Below are 15,711 nucleotides of genomic sequence, written 5' to 3'. Positions count from 1 at the left end.
GGATAAGCGTTTCGCCGGTGAAGGTAAAGGGCAAACCGGATTCACACAGGTGCGACCGTTAGATCAATGATCGGCCTTCTGCCTCGCCACGCGCCAGTAACGCCATGGCGCCCACCATTTCAGGTCGGGCTCCAGCACATCCGGCACCGGATCGACCCCATGCGTGCCGCCCGGCCCACAGCGTATCAGGCGAAAAAGCCCCATCCAGCCACCGGGCCACAGCCCATGCCGGGCAATCGCCTCATAGGCGTATTCCGAACAGGTGGGGAAATGCCGGCAGGAATTACCGATAAAGCCGGAGAGCGTGAGTTGGTAGAGCCGGATCATTGCGGTCCCCAGCAGGCGGCCAGGCGTCTTCGGCCAGGGGCCCTGCCAGTTTCGGCTCCGCACTGGGTGAACCATGGCGTCAGGCGGCTGCGCCCGCACGCGCCTTCTCAATCTGGTCGATCGCATCCACAACCGCATCGAAAGTCAGCAGCGTGGAAGCGTGACGTGCCTTGTAGCCACGCACCGGCTCCAGATATTTCAGATCATCGAAACGCCCGTTCGGCGGTGCACCCTCTTCCTTGAGCATGGCGTACATCTGCTCCCGGACCCGCCGCAGCTCACCAGACTTGGCGCCGACAACATGAGCAGCCATGATGGAAGACGATGCCTGCCCCAGAGCACAGGCTTTCACCTCATGCGCGAAATCAATAACCGTATCGCCCTCCATTCTGAGATCGACCACGACAGTCGAGCCACAGAGTTTGGAATGCGCCTTTGCCGTGGCATCCGGCGCGTCCAGCCGTCCGATCCGCTGAATATTGCCGGCAAAGCCAAGAATTTTTGCGTTATAGACATCGTCAAGCATAGAATTTCCGTTCTGCCGCAGCCGAAACACATCAATGTCGCTTCGACACCTTCCCTTCTGCTCCAGGGCACTTATATAATGATCGCCGTGGGCCCGCGACAAGGCATGATGCGCTTGCGGGTTCCGGTTTCGTGCACGCCACTGTCGGGCCGGGCTGAGATTTTTCTCCATTACCCGCTGGATAAGGCCGTGAACCGTTCAACTCGTCCCTGCCGAGACAGGGACTACGGGAGACGCCTTCTATGGACGCTGTTATCAAGAACTTTCCGCCTCACACTGAGAAGGGTGAGAAAATCGCGGAGAAAAAATCCTATATGGATAAGCCAGTTACCGACCGCCCATCCCAGGAAGAGGTGGAGAACGCCGTGCGCACCCTTCTGCGCTGGACCGGCGACGATATTGCCCGCGAAGGCCTTATCGAGACCCCCCAGCGTGTCGCCAAGGCCTATCGCGAAATGTTTTCCGGTTACGACCAGTGCCCCGCCGAGGAACTCGGCCGTACCTTTGAGGAAGTGCAGGGCTACAACGACATGGTCCTCATCAAGGACATCTCGTTCCACTCCCACTGCGAACACCATATGGTGCCGATCATCGGCAAGGCGCATGTGGCCTATTTACCGGATGGAAAAGTGGTCGGTCTGTCCAAGATCGCCCGCGTGGTGGACATTTTCGCCCGCCGCCTGCAGACGCAGGAAGCCATGACGGCACAAATCGCCCATGTCATCCAGGACGTGCTCAAACCGCGCGGTGTCGCCGTGCTGGTGGAGGCCGAGCACATGTGCATGGCCATGCGCGGCATCCGCAAGCAGGGTTCCGTAACCCTCACCACGACGTTCACGGGCGTCTACCGGGAAGATCTTCAAGAACAGGCGCGCTTCATGACCATGTTGCGCGACAAGCACGGCTGATGTCGACATTGATCTTTCCCCCGGCCCCGTCCGACAAGGCCGCGCTTGAAGAAGGCGCGACTTTTTCACCGCGCTTTGATGCCAATGGCCTTCTCACGGCGGTGGTGACAGATGCCGAAACGAATGCGCTCCTGATGGTTGCCCATATGAATGCCGAGGCACTGTCCATGACGCTGGAGACCGGCATTGCCCATTACTGGTCGCGTTCGCGCGCAAAGCTCTGGAAAAAGGGCGAGACCTCCGGAAACGTCCAGCACATTGTCTCCATCGCGACGGATTGCGATCAGGACGCTGTGCATCTGAGCGTGAAGGTCGCCGGCGGTGGTGCGACCTGCCACACCGGCCGCCGCTCCTGTTTCTACCGAAATGTAAGCATTCGTGACGGCAAAGCAGTTCTCATCGACCTTGGCATGAAGCCTCTGGGTCACAAAGACGGACATGCTTGACCAAAAGTCGGTCTCGATTTCTTGAACATCTGTAGCATAGACTTTCTCTTTGGGAACGCACATCTAAAGGGTTGGGGTATCCCCGCGTTCCCGGGTGAGGCAGCGTTGAACCGTTCGGTTCGCCAAAGCGACGCATATTCACCAATTTGATACAGTTCCCGGGCATGATGCCATGGGGACGAGGAGATGATCATGCTCGATTGGGCATCTCTACGCAGAAAACAGGAAAACCGGCAGGTCGATGTGGTTTCGCCGGCGCCGCCTGCGGTCGATCCGGTTCCGGCACCAAATCCCCGCAATGGAATAGCGCTCGCACTGGGCGGGGGCGCGGCGCGCGGCTGGGCCCACATTGGTGTTCTGCGTGCCCTTGAAGAAGCCAAGATTCCCATCGGAATGATCGCCGGGACGTCAATTGGTGCGCTTGTCGGCGGCTGTTATCTGGCAGGCAAACTGGACGAACTGGAAGAATTCGCCCGCTCCCTGACCAAACGCCGCATTTTCGGTCTTCTCGACATCAACTTCGGCGGCAGCGGCCTGTTTGGCGGCATGAAGCTGACGGCGCGCATGGAAGAGCATTTGCGCGGCGTCACGTTCGACGATCTGTCAAAACCCTTCGTCTGTGTGGCGGCGGAAATCCGCACCGGTCACGAAATCTGGTTGTCGAGCGGGTCACTGATCACGGCCATGCGCGCATCCTATGCTTTACCAGGTGTATTCGAGCCCGTCACCTGCAACGGCCGCGTGCTGGTTGACGGAGCGCTCGTCAATCCAGTTCCCGTTTCCGCCTGCCGCTCCTACGAGCAGCCACTCGTCATGGCCGTCAATCTTCACTACGACCTCTTCGGGCGCGCGGCGGTCATCAAGCACGCTGCCGACATGCCCAAGGAAACCGAAGAGGGCGAGAAAGCACCGCTTGTGGTCGACAGGGGCCCGCACGAGCGCAACCATCGGCTTGGTATTACCGGCGTGATGGTGGAAGCCTTCAACATCATTCAGGATCGGATTTCGCGTGCCCGTATGGCCGGCGACCCACCGGACCTGTCGCTCCAGCCGAAGCTCGGCCACATCGGCCTTACGGAATTTCATCGCGCCGACGAGGCCATTGCCATCGGCTACGAGACCACGCAGGCACGCCTTTCCGAGCTCGACCGGATCATCGCCGTTCTCGGGTAACCCCTTCCATCAGGCGCTTGCCGCATCCTGCAGGCGCATCTGGATGCGTTTCGTTCCATTCCAGTGATCGACCGCCAGCGTTCCGGCCACATGAATGGTCGCGCCACGATTGGCGAACAGGAAATTGCCGAGATCAGTCTCGGCAGCACGAAAGGCAATGGCCTCCATGCGTGCGCCAGTTTGCGAACGCAGCTCCGCGCGGATGTGGCCATTGCCAACAATACGTGCATCCGCGAGCCGGTGGCGCGGTAGCGCGAGTACCGGCGTTGGATGGCCGGAACCGTAAGGCCCCGCCGTCTCCAGCGCATCAAGCAACGCAAAACCGGCACCATCGGCAGAGAGTGCTGCGTCGATCTTCAGGCTCTCACCGTCGCGCAGCTTCTTCACGGCACTCGCTGCACGTTCCTCGAAAAACGCGCGAAGCGGCCCGAGCTTGCTGCGCTCGATTGTGATGCCGGCTGCCATCGCGTGCCCGCCACCCTTCACCAGAAGCCCTTCAGCCACCGCTTCGCGAACGATCTTGCCCAGGTCGAAACCCGGGATGGAGCGTCCCGATCCGGTTCCCTTGCCATTCGGATCGAACGCAATCGCGAATGTCGGCCGCCGTGCGTGATCCTTAAGGCGCGAAGCGAGCAGACCGACAATGCCCGGGTGCCAGCGGTCGCTCGCGGTGACAAGCACGGCAGGCCCCTCACCCGCCATCAATTCGGCATCCGCTTCGGCCTTCGCCTCCGCAAGCATCACCGTTTCCATGTCCTGGCGCTCGGTGTTCAGCCGGTCGAGTGTCTCGGCAATTTTCGCGGCCTCTGCCGGATCGTCGCTGGCAAGCAGGTTGCTGCCCAGAGCCGCATTGCCGATACGCCCTCCGGCGTTAATGCGCGGTCCGATCATGAAGCCCAGATGATAGGGATTGAGCGGTTCGCCGATGCGCGACACGCGCGCCAGTGCGGCAAGCCCCGGCGTCTTCATCTGGCGCGCGGCCAGAAGCCCTTTCACCACAAAAGCCCGGTTGACCCCCACAAGCGGCACCACATCGCACACCGTGCCGAGCGCCACGAGATCGAGAAGCCCGAGCAGGTCCGGTGGTGGTTTGGCAACGCCCCCCTGCCGCAGATGCTTCGCCGTCTGCACCAGCGCGAGGAAAACGACGCCCGCAGCACACAGAAAACCCTGTCCCGAAAGGTCATCCTCGCGGTTGGGATTCACGACAGCGACCGCGTCCGGCAAATCGCCCCCCACCTGGTGATGATCGAGCACCACCACATCCGCGCCCGCCTCATTCGCGGCCGCGATGGCAGCGGCGCTGTTGACCCCGCAATCCACCGTCACGATGAGAGCAGCCCGCCCCGCAAGATCGCGCATCGCATCGGGATTGGGGCCGTAGCCCTCGAAAATCCGGTCGGGAATATAGATTTCAGCGTCGATGCCGTAATGCGCAAGAAAGCGCTTCATCATGGCCGAGGAAACAGCCCCATCGACGTCATAATCGCCAAAGATCGCTACCTTCTCGCCGCGCCGCACCGCGTGGGCCAGCCTTTCGGCAGCCTTGTCCATGTCGGTCAGCGTTGCGGGATCGGGCAAGAGATCGCGGATGGTTGGATCGAGAAAGCGCTTTGCATCATCCATATCCACGCCGCGCCCGGCGAGCACGCGCGCCACGATTTCAGGAATACCGTGCGACTGCGCCATCGCCAGCGCAGCATTCTCGCCCCGCAGGTCTAGCCTGTGCTCCCAGGCGAGACCGCGCGCGGAGCTCCGGACATCGAGGAAATATCGTTTATCGCCAGTCATCGCCGTCTAGGTTTCACAGAGGACGGACAATGGCAAGCGCCTCCCGGCGTCCTCAGAACTTGTCCAGATCCTGATGGCGAGCAATGATCTCGCGCACCGTCTGCGAAGAAGAGCGCATGACGATCGTGTGGGTGGAGATCTGGTCGCGGCCGAATTTGACACCGGAAAGCAGATTGCCGTCTGTCACACCGGTCGCCGCAAACAGCACGTCGCCCTTGGCCATCTCGTCCATGCGATAGACCTTGTTCGGGTCGGAAATGCCCATCTTGGCGGCGCGTGCGATCTTTTCCTCGGTGTTGAGCTGCAGGCGGCCCTGCATCTGGCCGCCGATGCAGCGCAATGCCGCGGCAGCCAAAGCGCCTTCTGGCGCTCCGCCAATGCCTAGATAGATGTCGATACCGGTTTCATCCGGGTCGGTCGTGTGGATCACGCCGGCCACGTCACCGTCGCCGATCAGGCGGATCGCAGCGCCCGTGCCGCGCACGTCCTCGATCAGGCGCGCATGGCGGGGCCGGTCGAGAATACACGCCGTGATCTCGTTGACCGGAACGCCCTTGGCCCTGGCCAGCGCCTCGATGTTCTCCACAGCAGGAGCGTCAAGATCGACAACCCCGTCGGGATAACCCGGTCCAACCGCGATCTTCTCCATGTAGACGTCCGGCGCATAAAGAAGGCTGCCGCGCTCTGCGATGGCGATCACCGCCAGCGAGTTGGGCAGGTTTTTTGCGCAGATCGTGGTGCCTTCCAGCGGATCGAGCGCGATGTCGACCTCCGGCCCCTCGCCGACGCCCACTTCCTCGCCGATATAGAGCATGGGCGCTTCGTCGCGCTCGCCCTCGCCGATGACGACCGTGCCCTTGATAGGCAGACGGTTTAGCTCCGAGCGCATGGCATCAACGGCCACCTGGTCCGCCGCCTTCTCGTCGCCGCGCCCGCGCAGCCGCGCAGCCGCCACCGCCGCGCGCTCTGTCACACGAACGAGTTCCAGTGTGAGAATGCGGTCGAGACCCGCCTGCGTGGCTTTCAACATATATCCAGATCCTGATGTTTACCCGCTTCCCATGAGCAGGACGGCTTCTTGTGGCAAAGACGGCGCGGCACGGCAAGACCCCGTCCGCCCCGTCAAAAACATGAATCGATTGAATAAATGTGACAGGTGCGAATTGTGCTTCAGGCCGCTCGCTCGATGCGGATAACCTGCGGCTTGTCGACCAGGTGACCGTCCTTCATCACGCCATCGACCGCCTTGCGCACGGCCGCCTCTGTCGTCTCATGGGTCACGAGAATCACATTCTTCTGCTCGTCCGGCAGACCGCCGTCGGCATGCTGGACGATCGATTCGAGCGAAATCTCATTGTCTGCCATGCGCTTGGCAATAGCGGCAAAGACACCGGCACGGTCATGCACCGTCATGCGGATGAAATAGCCGCCTTCGTGGGAGCGCATACGCGCGCGCTTGTATGGCTTCAGCTTCGCGGCCGGACGCCCGAAGACGGGACCGTGCTGGAAACCGGGGCGGCTCTTTGCAATGTCAGCCATATCGCCGATAACCGCGGATGCCGTGGCATTTCCGCCGGCACCGGGCCCCGAAAGCAGAAGTTCGCCAAGCACATCCGTTTCGATGGCCACGGCATTGGTCACGCCATGAACCTGCGCAATAACGGAGTGTGTCGGAACCATGGTCGGGTGAACCCGCTGTTCGATCCCGCTGTCGGTCTTCACCGCAACGCCAAGCAGTTTGATACGGTAGCCGAGCTCGCTGGCCGCGCGAATGTCGGCCTGGCTGATGTTGGAGATGCCCTCCATATAGATGTCGTCAGCCGAGATCTTACAGCCGAAAGCGAGACTTGTAAGGATGGAGAGCTTGTGCGCCGTGTCGTGCCCCTCGATGTCGAAGGTCGGATCAGCCTCGGCATATCCAAGATGCTGCGCCTCGGCGAGGCAGTCCTCGAAGGAGAGCCCCTCTTCTTCCATCCGCGTCAGGATATAGTTGGCGGTGCCGTTCATAATGCCGAACACACGGCTCACCTCATTGCCGGCAAGCGCCTCACGCATTGTCTTGATGACGGGAATGCCGCCCGCCACCGCAGCCTCGTAGTTGAGGAGAACGCCTTTCTCCTCAGCAATCGCCGCCAGCGCGACACCGTGTTTGGAAAGGAGTGCCTTGTTCGCCGTGACGACGTGGCGTCCGGCCTCCAGCGCCGCCTTCACGGCGTCGTAAGCCGCGCCGCTGTCGCCGCCGATCAGTTCGACAAAGACATCGATCTCGGCCGACCTGGCCAGCTCCACCGGATCGTCAAACCACTGCGCATTTCCAAGCTCTATGCCGCGATCGCGGTTGCGGTCACGCGCCGAAACCGCTGTCAGAGCCATCGTGCGTCCACATTGCCTGGTCAGTTCCGCTTCCTTGTCCGTCATGCAGCGCACAACGGAAGCTCCCACGGTTCCCAAACCCGCAATTCCAATACGCAACGCTTCGGCCATGATGCGGCGTGCTCCTTCTCAAAAGTTCAGTGAGTGAGACTCAGCGCCGGGCGCCGAGCGGGATGACGTTGTCGGTGTTTTCCGGTGCCGTTGCAAGGAAGCGCTTGATGCTGCGCGCGGCCTGGCGGATCCGGTGCTCGTTTTCCACCAGGGCGATGCGCACATGCTGGTCGCCGAACTCACCGAAACCGATGCCCGGTGCCACGGCCACCTCAGCCTTTTCGACCAACAGCTTGGAAAACTCCAGAGAGCCCAGTTCGCGGTAGGCGTCCGGGATCGGCACCCAGGCAAACATTGTTGCGGGCGGCGGAGGCACATCCCAGCCCGCACGGCCAAACGATTCCACAAGCACGTCGCGGCGGCGGCGATAGACCTCGCGCACCTCTTCAATCTCCGTGCCATCCGAGTTCAATGCTGCGGCGGCGGCCACCTGGATAGGTGTGAACGCGCCATAATCCAGATAAGACTTTACGCGCGAAAGCGCTGCAATCAGCCGCTCATTGCCGACCGCAAACCCCATGCGCCAGCCGGGCATGGAAAACGTTTTGGACATGGAGGTGAACTCCACCGTCACATCCATCGCGCCCGGCACCTCCAGAACGGAAGGCGGCGGATTGCCATCGAAATAGATTTCCGAATAAGCAAGATCGGACAGGATGATCAAATCGTTCTTTCGAGCGAACGCCACCACGTCCCTGTAAAAATCCAGCGATGCCATGCAGGCCGTCGGGTTCGACGGATAGTTGAGGATAAGAGCCAGCGGTTTCGGCGTGGAATAGCGCACCGCCCGCTCAAGTGCCGGTATGAAATTCGCATCCGGTTCGGCGGGAATGGCGCGCACGACACCACCCGACATGATGAAACCGAAAGCGTGGATTGGATAGGTCGGGTTCGGACACAGAACCACATCGCCCGGCGCTGTGATCGCCTGGGCCATGTTGGCAAAGCCCTCCTTGGAACCAAGGGTCGCAACCACCTGGGTCTCAGGATCGAGCTTCACGCCAAAGCGGCGCTCGTAATAGGCGGCCTGTGCCCGACGCAGCCCCGGAATGCCGCGAGAAGACGAGTAACGATGCGTGCGTGGATCGCGCACAACGTCGCACAGCTTGTCGACAATGGCCTGCGGGGTCGGCAGGTCGGGATTGCCCATGCCCAGATCGATGATGTCGGCCCCGCGCGACCGCGCGCTGGCCTTCAGGCGGTTCACCTGCTCGAACACATAGGGCGGAAGCCGGCGGATCTTATGGAATTCTTCCATCATCATACCTCAATGCAGGTCGTGCAGGACGACGCCCGGTCCTCATATACCCATTCCCCCAAACGGTCGAGGGGAGCAAACCGAAGCTACTCGCTCTTTTCGATTTCCTCGAGTCGTCGGTCGGCATGCGTTTTCGCCAGGCGACGCAGCCGGATCGCTTCCGCCTCGGCGTTGCCGGTCGGCGCGCGGCCCGCCAGACGGTCGCGCGCGGCGGAAAGGTCGCGCGTCAGCGCATCCTTCTCGGTTGCATCGATTGGCGTTCCGGCCGATTCCGGCGGGATGTTCAGATCGGGATAGGCGCCGGTGTTGCGGACGCCGGGTCCGCTCACGACCTCCGGTGCCGGTTGCGGGGCAGGCTGCGGCACCGGTGCTGGCGTTGTGATCGCGGCAGACGGCGCGGCATCTTCCAGACTCATGCTCATGCACCCCCCAAGGGCCAGCGACAGCGCAACCGCCGAGGCGATCAATCCGGTAGCGCGAAAAAATCCGCCATGAGGTCTGATTTTCATATTCTCTTCCGATTCAAGCCACTACCATGCATGATGGTCGCGGGGGAGCCTCCCGTGAGATTACGTTAACACCGCGCCGCTTTAAAGGCGCGTCCAGGTTGCAGGCGCAGATTATGGCTCAGAAAAAGCAGACCAACGGCGCAGAAAACCACGCAGGCACAACACTCGACCAGTATTTCGCAAAAGACCCCGAGCGTCTCGCACAAAATCTCGCGCGGGCGCTGGAGGAACTCGGCAAGGCGGCCGCCTCCTGGACGGAGGCACGGGAAAAGAGCGAATCGAGCGACATCACAGCCGCACCGCTTGCCGACATGATCAGAACCTTCTCGCGCGTCAGTGAATACTGGCTTGGCGATCCCGGCCGCGCACTCGAGGCACAGACCCGCCTCTTCGCAGAATTCATGGGCATCTGGGCGAACGCAATTCGCCGCATGAGCGAGGAGAACGTCGGCGATTACGCGCGAGCCTCCACCACCGACAAGCGTTTCCAGGATCCCGAATGGGGGCGCAACGCGTTTTTCAGTTTCCTGAAGCAGGCCTACCTCGTTACAGCGCGCTGGGCGGCCGATCTCGTGGACGGTGCCGATGACCTTGATGACATAACCCGCCACAAGGCGCGCTTCTACGTCGAGCAGATAAGCCAGGCTCTTTCTCCATCAAATTTCCTGCTCACCAATCCCGAGCTCTACCGTGAGACGATGGCGAGCGATGGCGAAAACCTGGTACGCGGCATGCGCATGCTGGCCGAGGACATTGCCGCCGGCAAGGGTGACCTGAAACTCAGACAGTCCGACAGTTCCAAATTCAAGGTCGGCGAAAACATCGCCACCACCCCCGGCAGGGTCGTTGCGCGCAACGACCTGGTCGAAGTCCTCCAATACGAACCCGCCACGAAGAACGTACTGAAGCGGCCGCTCCTCATCGTCCCGCCCTGGATCAACAAATTCTACATTCTCGACCTCAATCCGAAGCGGTCCTTCATTCGCTGGGCCGTCGAACAGGGCCATACGGTCTTCGTCATTTCCTGGGTCAACCCGGACGAGCGTCACGCGCGCCTCGACTGGGCGGACTATATCGATCAGGGCATACGGTTTGCGCTGGACACGATCGAAGCTGCGACCGGAGAAAGACAGGTCAATGCGATGGGCTACTGCGTCGGCGGCACACTGCTTGCAGCCGGCCTTGCCCTGATGGCTGCCGAAGATGACAACCGCATAGCCTCGGCGACGCTTCTGACCACGCAGGTGGACTTCACATTTGCAGGGGATCTCAAGGTCTTCGTCGACGAGGATCAGATCAGGGCGCTGGACGCAGCCATGCGCGAGCGCGGCTACCTCGACGCTACACGCATGGCGACAGCGTTCAACATGCTGCGCGCCGGTGATCTGATTTGGCCCTATGTGGTCAACAACTACCTGCGCGGCCAGGCGCCGCTGCCCTTCGATCTCCTTTACTGGAATTCCGATTCCACCCGGCTGGCCGCCGCCAATCACTCCTACTATCTGCGCAACTGCTATCTGGAGAACAATCTCTCACGCGGGCGCGCGATCCTCCGCGGCAAAGCGCTTCATCTCGAACAGATCAAAATCCCGATATTCAACCTTGCGACACGCGAAGATCACATTGCGCCCGCAAAGTCCGTGTTCCTTGGCAGCCGCTTTTTCGGGGGACCGGTTGAGTTTGTTCTTGCAGGCTCGGGTCACATCGCCGGCGTCATCAACCCGCCCGAAATGAAGAAATATCAGTTCTGGACCGGTGCAGAACCCGACGGGGAACTCGCCGACTGGATGGCGACAGCCACGGAGAATGCCGGCTCCTGGTGGCCACGCTGGCACGAGTGGATCGTCGCACAGGACGACAAAAAGGTGAAAGCCCGCAAACCTGCAAAGAGCAAGAAGTCCCTCGGAGAAGCCCCTGGAGATTATGTGCGTATCCGCGCCTAGGATGAGGGTCTGATCACACAACGTGACGGCATGAAACAATGCTTTTAAGGGCCTGATTTGAACTTTGACATAGTCTTGTTCTGAAACATGTTCTTGCCTCAATTGTTTTCTAACGCCTATATGGTTTTCCAACGGGCTGAGATTCGCAGGCAAGACAAGCACTTGCCACAAGTTTGCGATCCAGATTTCAGTTCACCATAGAGCGTGTGGCAAATCAGTTGAGGGGGCACATTTCTGTTGCTGGGGGACGAGAGCGGAAAACGCTGTATGACGGTGATGAGCTTTGGCCGGACCAGCCTGGCGAGTGTGATGTGCGCTCTGTTTCTGGCGTCCTGCTCTACCACCTCGGATCCCGTAACCCAGCTTGGCCTCGCCCCGGCCGCACTGCAAAGCGACGACACCAACTCCGATCTCGCGGCTAGCGATGGCGCTCTGATTGCATCTGCCCCCGGCGCGGACGAAGCCGCATCGGCAAACGCGGTGCCACTCCCCAAAGAACGACCGGGCGCTGCTGAAAAAGCGGAGTCGGTTGTCGAAACCACAACAGAAACCGCAGCAGCACCAATCGCACCAGCAGAAGCGACAGCAGAGACGGCGTCCGCCGAAAGCGCACCGCAGGCTCCCACCACCGCAACTGACAACACCGTCGCCCAGTCTGCAGAACCAGCAGCATCTGACGAAGCTCTCTCCGACGACATTGCGGTCGCCGCCGACAGCACCGGCTCCCAGGAAGAAGCGGCATCGAAGCGCCAGAGTTTCCTATCGGCGTTCTTCTCGGCCCGGGAGCCACAGGCTGCAAAAGCGGCCGAGAAAGCAACCCGCCCGCTTATCAGTCAGGCCAGTGCAAAGCCGAAAGACGAGGAGCCGAAAGTGGTGCTTGCCTCCGCCTCCCCGGACACGAAGCCAGTGCAGGCATCCGTCAACATGGGCTCGGCTCTTCCCGGCGTACGCCAGGGCGAAAGTCTTTTCGAGTTTTCCAGCAGGTCCGGCAGCAGCAATGCTGATGCAGACGCGGACATTTACGAAGAAGAGCCAGCCTATCAGGTTGCTTCGGCGGCAGGCATGGCACGCCTCGCCCCCAACGGTCTCCTGAAGCAGCGGGAAAGTGTGGACACTGCCTGCCTGAAGCCGGCCCTTGTCGGCATGCTCAAGACCATCGAGCGTCATTACGGAAAGCGAATCGTGGTGACATCCGGTTACCGCAGCCCGAGCTATAACCGCCGTGTGCGCGGCGCCCGCAAATCTCTGCATATGTATTGCGCCGCCGCCGACATCCAGATCGAAGGCGTCAGCAAATGGGAACTGGCCAAATATGTCCGTTCCATGCCCGGTCGTGGCGGTGTGGGCACCTATTGCCACACAAAATCCGTCCATGTCGACGTCGGCCCGGAGCGCGACTGGAACTGGCGCTGCCGCCGCAGAAAATAAATCACAAAAAAAGCATAGAACCATCACAAGACGGGTTGCCCCCGGCAGCGAAGCTCACTATAAGCCGGATCGTCTTGAGCGCGCCCATCGTCTAGCGGTCTAGGACGCCGCCCTTTCACGGCGGAAACACGGGTTCGAGTCCCGTTGGGCGTGCCAGTTTCTCCTGCTTTCCACATCGCATATGGATTGACGCTGACGAACCGGGTTTGACCCCGTCTTGCGGCACGCGTACTCCTCGCATGAAATGGTTGCGACTGATGGAGGCGTGTCTGCGTCAGCGGCACGGACAGGAAGGCGATGGAATGCAGGGCCTATTGACCGCTCTGGAGAAACTGCTCGGCTTTGCCGCATCCCATGCCCGCTTCTTCCTGATTGCCGGGCTTCTCGTGGGCATAGCCTCACCGGCTGCCGCCCATGCTGCAAAGCCCTGGATTGCCGAAATGATCGCGGCCCTGCTCTTCCTGGCAGCCCTTAGAGTGGGCCCGAAAGCCCTTATTGGCGCGCTGGGCGATTTTCGCCAGTCACTCGTTGCCACGCTCGCCTTTCAGTTGCTTCTGCCCATCGGCTTCGCACTTTTCTTTCTGGCAATCGGATGGAAAGGGGTCCTGCCCACGGCCCTGGTGCTGATGGCAGCCGCCGCGCCTGTATCCGGCAGCCCGCACCTGGCGATCATGACCGGCAACGACCCCGCCCCTGTCATGCGGGTCATGACGCTCGGAACGGCCCTTCTGCCCCTAACGGTTCTTCCGGTTTTCTGGCTGACGCCGGCGCTCGGCAGCGCCGATGTGATCCTGGCGGCCGCTGGCCGGTTGCTGGGCGTTATTGCGCTGGCGGTCTCCGCCGCCTTCCTCCTGCGCCGTCTGGCGCTCTCAAACCCAGCCCCCGGGGCTATCCGGTCAATTGACGGCCTGTCGGCCATTCTTATGGGTGTCGTGGTTGTCGGCCTCATGTCGGCGGTGGGCGAGACCGTTCTCGTCGATCCGGCACGTGTCGGCCTCAATCTGGCGGTTGCCTTTGCCGCCAACTTCGTCCTGCAGATAGCTGTGACAGCCCTGCTCGAGCGCTGTGGAGGAAAACGGATTGCAGCGCCCCTGGGCATTGCTGCCGGCAACCGCAATATCGGCCTCTTCCTCACAGCCCTCCCCGCCAGTGTTACCGATTCGCTGCTGCTTTTCATCGGCTGCTACCAGATCCCCATGTATCTGACACCGCTCGTCCTTGGCCCGTATTATCGCAGGCGTGCAGCAGCCGTGGCCCGCAGTTCGGCTCAGGGCTGATACCGCCTCAACAACCGCAACGCCCCGCTGAAAGCCCGACCAACCAACACAATGCAGTTTCCAACGCCCCTGATCGAAGCCCGCCTCATTCGCCGCTACAAGCGTTTCCTTGCCGACGTCACGCTGATGGACGGCACGGAGATCACCGTTTCGGTGCCCAACACCGGTTCCATGCTCGGTCTCACATCCGCAGGGTCGCGAATCTTCCTTTCCCACTCCGACGACCCGAAGCGCAAATACAGCCACCGTCTGGAGATCGTGGAGGCCGATGGCACGCTGGTTGGCATCAACACCGGTCTGCCCAACAGGCTTGCCGAAGAAGCAATTCGCGCCGGACTTGTGTCCGATCTTGCCACCTATTCCATTCTGAAGCGTGAGCAGCGCTACGGGGAACGCTCCCGTATCGACATGCTCCTGGAGGATCCGCAGCGCCCCTCGGCCTATGTGGAAGTCAAGAACGTGCATTTCATGCGCAAGACGGGTCTTGCGGAGTTTCCCGACACAGTGACAGAGCGCGGAGCGCGGCACCTGCACGAGTTGATGGCCATGCGCAGGGCCGGTCATCGCGCGATCATGATCTATCTGATCCAGAGAAGCGACTGCGAGCGTTTTCGCCTGTGTGACGATCTCGACCCCGTTTATACGGCCGCATTCGCACTTGCCGAAAAAGCCGGGGTTGAAGCTTACGCCATCAAATGCCAAATCAGCCCTGAAGCCATAGAGCCGGACAGGCTGATAGACATCGTGCGATAAAAACAGCAAAATCCGGCAGCAACACCCAACCGAAGCGCAAGCGACTCAAGCTCCATGGTCACCTATCTCGAAGCAGACTCCGCCCCCATGCGAAACACCGGCCAGATTCGCCTTTACGGCGAGGAAGGGTTCGAAGGTATGCGCAGGGCGTCCAACCTGACCGCACGCTGCCTGGATGAACTCGCAAGCCGTGTCGTGCCGGGCGTGACCACCAACGAAATCGACAGGTTTGTGTTCGAATTCGGCATGGACAACGGCGCGATCCCCGCGACACTGAACTATCGCGGTTACACCAAGTCGACCTGCACCTCGATCAACCATGTGGTCTGTCACGGCATTCCCGACGACAAGCCGCTGCGTGATGGCGACATCGTCAATATCGATGTCACCTATATCCTCGACGGGTGGCACGGCGATTCGAGCCGAATGTATCCCGTCGGCACCATCAAGCGCGCTGCCGAGCGCCTTCTGGAGGTCACGCATGAGTGCCTGATGCGCGGCATCGCCGCGGTGAAGCCCGGCGCACGCACAGGTGCCATCGGTGCTGCCATCCAGTCCTATGCCGAGGGGGAACGCTGCTCCGTGGTGCGCGATTTCTGCGGCCATGGAGTGGGGCAGCTGTTTCACGACGCTCCCAATATCCTGCACTATGGCAGCGTCAATGAGGGCGTCGAGATGCGCCCCGGCATGATCTTCACCATCGAACCGATGATCAATCTCGGCCGCCCCCATGTAAAAGTGCTGTCCGATGGCTGGACGGCGGTCACGCGGGACCGCTCATTGTCTGCCCAATATGAGCACTCTATCGGCGTTACGGAAACCGGTTGCGAAATCTTCACGCTTTCGCCCGCAGGGCTCGACCGGCCCGGTCTCCCGGCCTAAACTGCC

Annotated in this window: 15 protein-coding genes and 1 tRNA gene; 9 read left to right on the top strand and 7 right to left on the bottom strand. The window is 61.0% G+C overall.

Translation table 11 applies throughout. The features are described 5' to 3' along the window. Window positions 1–63 precede the first annotated feature (63 nt). Both yidD and KUG85_RS01610 read right to left on the bottom strand, forming a co-directional pair. Window positions 64–402, bottom strand: coding sequence for a membrane protein insertion efficiency factor YidD (gene yidD, locus KUG85_RS01615; RefSeq protein ID WP_223003925.1), 339 nt, complete (start codon window positions 400–402; stop codon window positions 64–66). A gap of 4 nt (window positions 403–406) precedes the next feature. Continuing rightward, complete coding sequence (locus KUG85_RS01610; RefSeq protein ID WP_223003924.1) at window positions 407–853, bottom strand: iron-sulfur cluster assembly scaffold protein; 447 nt, start codon at window positions 851–853, stop codon at window positions 407–409. Between the two features lie 242 nt (window positions 854–1,095). Between KUG85_RS01610 and folE the strand changes: the two genes are divergently transcribed. The 3 genes from folE to KUG85_RS01595 all read left to right on the top strand — a co-directional run bounded on the left by folE (window position 1,096) and on the right by KUG85_RS01595 (window position 3,380). Further along, on the top strand, window positions 1,096–1,761 hold the full coding sequence (gene folE / locus KUG85_RS01605) for a GTP cyclohydrolase I FolE (RefSeq protein WP_065815123.1): 666 nt from the start codon (window positions 1,096–1,098) through the stop codon (window positions 1,759–1,761). After that, a complete protein-coding gene (gene hisI / locus KUG85_RS01600; protein ID WP_223003923.1) occupies window positions 1,761–2,207 on the top strand; it encodes a phosphoribosyl-AMP cyclohydrolase in 447 nt (148 codons plus the stop codon). The genes folE and hisI overlap by 1 nt, the downstream gene beginning before the upstream one ends. Before the next feature lie 192 nt (window positions 2,208–2,399). Continuing rightward, window positions 2,400–3,380, top strand: coding sequence for a patatin family protein (locus KUG85_RS01595; protein WP_223003922.1), 981 nt, complete (start codon window positions 2,400–2,402; stop codon window positions 3,378–3,380). Window positions 3,381–3,389: 9 nt separating this feature from the next. Here the strand turns inward: KUG85_RS01595 and recJ are convergent, their stop codons facing one another. The 5 genes from recJ to KUG85_RS01570 form a co-directional block, all read right to left on the bottom strand. Then, window positions 3,390–5,171 (bottom strand): single-stranded-DNA-specific exonuclease RecJ, encoded by a 1,782-nt coding sequence (gene recJ, locus KUG85_RS01590; RefSeq protein ID WP_223003921.1) that lies wholly within the window; start codon window positions 5,169–5,171, stop codon window positions 3,390–3,392. Between the two features lie 52 nt (window positions 5,172–5,223). After that, window positions 5,224–6,201 carry a class II fructose-bisphosphatase gene (gene glpX / locus KUG85_RS01585; protein ID WP_223003920.1) on the bottom strand — a complete coding sequence of 326 codons (978 nt, stop codon included), beginning with the start codon at window positions 6,199–6,201 and terminating at the stop codon, window positions 5,224–5,226. 140 nt (window positions 6,202–6,341) lie between these two features. After that, complete coding sequence (locus KUG85_RS01580) at window positions 6,342–7,655, bottom strand: homoserine dehydrogenase (protein ID WP_065815119.1); 1,314 nt, start codon at window positions 7,653–7,655, stop codon at window positions 6,342–6,344. Between the two features lie 40 nt (window positions 7,656–7,695). After that, entirely contained in the window at window positions 7,696–8,916 is a 1,221-nt protein-coding gene (locus tag KUG85_RS01575) for an LL-diaminopimelate aminotransferase (RefSeq protein WP_171900050.1), read from the bottom strand. A gap of 83 nt (window positions 8,917–8,999) precedes the next feature. Then, complete coding sequence (locus KUG85_RS01570; RefSeq protein WP_141685983.1) at window positions 9,000–9,335, bottom strand: hypothetical protein; 336 nt, start codon at window positions 9,333–9,335, stop codon at window positions 9,000–9,002. Between the two features lie 200 nt (window positions 9,336–9,535). On the opposite strand from KUG85_RS01570, the gene KUG85_RS01565 reads away from it, so the two are divergent. The 6 genes from KUG85_RS01565 (at window position 9,536) to map (ending at window position 15,705) form a co-directional block, all read left to right on the top strand. Then, entirely contained in the window at window positions 9,536–11,365 is a 1,830-nt protein-coding gene (locus tag KUG85_RS01565; protein WP_223003919.1) for a PHA/PHB synthase family protein, read from the top strand. Between the two features lie 267 nt (window positions 11,366–11,632). After that, window positions 11,633–12,793, top strand: a complete 1,161-nt coding sequence (locus KUG85_RS01560) for a YcbK family protein (protein WP_223003918.1) — start codon at window positions 11,633–11,635, stop codon at window positions 12,791–12,793. Between the two features lie 80 nt (window positions 12,794–12,873). Further along, window positions 12,874–12,949 (top strand) — tRNA-Glu (locus KUG85_RS01555). A gap of 83 nt (window positions 12,950–13,032) precedes the next feature. Then, window positions 13,033–14,070 carry a hypothetical protein gene (locus KUG85_RS01550; protein ID WP_255606215.1) on the top strand — a complete coding sequence of 346 codons (1,038 nt, stop codon included), beginning with the start codon at window positions 13,033–13,035 and terminating at the stop codon, window positions 14,068–14,070. Window positions 14,071–14,121: 51 nt separating this feature from the next. Continuing rightward, window positions 14,122–14,823 carry a DNA/RNA nuclease SfsA gene (gene sfsA / locus KUG85_RS01545; protein WP_223003917.1) on the top strand — a complete coding sequence of 234 codons (702 nt, stop codon included), beginning with the start codon at window positions 14,122–14,124 and terminating at the stop codon, window positions 14,821–14,823. A gap of 54 nt (window positions 14,824–14,877) precedes the next feature. Beyond that, a complete protein-coding gene (gene map, locus KUG85_RS01540; protein WP_223003916.1) occupies window positions 14,878–15,705 on the top strand; it encodes a type I methionyl aminopeptidase in 828 nt (275 codons plus the stop codon). The last annotated feature ends 6 nt before the right edge of the window (window positions 15,706–15,711 follow it).

It is taken from the genome of Nitratireductor rhodophyticola, from assembly GCF_019891355.1.
Taxonomy (GTDB): Bacteria; Pseudomonadota; Alphaproteobacteria; order Rhizobiales; family Rhizobiaceae; genus Nitratireductor; species Nitratireductor rhodophyticola.
Note: the sequence above shows the minus strand (reverse complement) of the source record. Positions and strands in the feature narration are given on the sequence as shown.

Coding starts and splice junctions, on each gene's coding strand:
- yidD (WP_223003925.1), bottom strand. CDS start 402: ATGGTTCACCCAGTGCGGAGCCGAAACTGGCAGGGCCCCTGGCCGAAG.
- KUG85_RS01610 (WP_223003924.1), bottom strand. CDS start 853: ATGCTTGACGATGTCTATAACGCAAAAATTCTTGGCTTTGCCGGCAAT.
- folE (WP_065815123.1), top strand. CDS start 1,096: ATGGACGCTGTTATCAAGAACTTTCCGCCTCACACTGAGAAGGGTGAG.
- hisI (WP_223003923.1), top strand. CDS start 1,761: ATGTCGACATTGATCTTTCCCCCGGCCCCGTCCGACAAGGCCGCGCTT.
- KUG85_RS01595 (WP_223003922.1), top strand. CDS start 2,400: ATGCTCGATTGGGCATCTCTACGCAGAAAACAGGAAAACCGGCAGGTC.
- recJ (WP_223003921.1), bottom strand. CDS start 5,171: ATGACTGGCGATAAACGATATTTCCTCGATGTCCGGAGCTCCGCGCGC.
- glpX (WP_223003920.1), bottom strand. CDS start 6,201: ATGTTGAAAGCCACGCAGGCGGGTCTCGACCGCATTCTCACACTGGAA.
- KUG85_RS01580 (WP_065815119.1), bottom strand. CDS start 7,655: ATGGCCGAAGCGTTGCGTATTGGAATTGCGGGTTTGGGAACCGTGGGA.
- KUG85_RS01575 (WP_171900050.1), bottom strand. CDS start 8,916: ATGATGGAAGAATTCCATAAGATCCGCCGGCTTCCGCCCTATGTGTTC.
- KUG85_RS01570 (WP_141685983.1), bottom strand. CDS start 9,335: ATGAGCATGAGTCTGGAAGATGCCGCGCCGTCTGCCGCGATCACAACG.
- KUG85_RS01565 (WP_223003919.1), top strand. CDS start 9,536: ATGGCTCAGAAAAAGCAGACCAACGGCGCAGAAAACCACGCAGGCACA.
- KUG85_RS01560 (WP_223003918.1), top strand. CDS start 11,633: ATGACGGTGATGAGCTTTGGCCGGACCAGCCTGGCGAGTGTGATGTGC.
- KUG85_RS01550 (WP_255606215.1), top strand. CDS start 13,033: ATGAAATGGTTGCGACTGATGGAGGCGTGTCTGCGTCAGCGGCACGGA.
- sfsA (WP_223003917.1), top strand. CDS start 14,122: ATGCAGTTTCCAACGCCCCTGATCGAAGCCCGCCTCATTCGCCGCTAC.
- map (WP_223003916.1), top strand. CDS start 14,878: ATGGTCACCTATCTCGAAGCAGACTCCGCCCCCATGCGAAACACCGGC.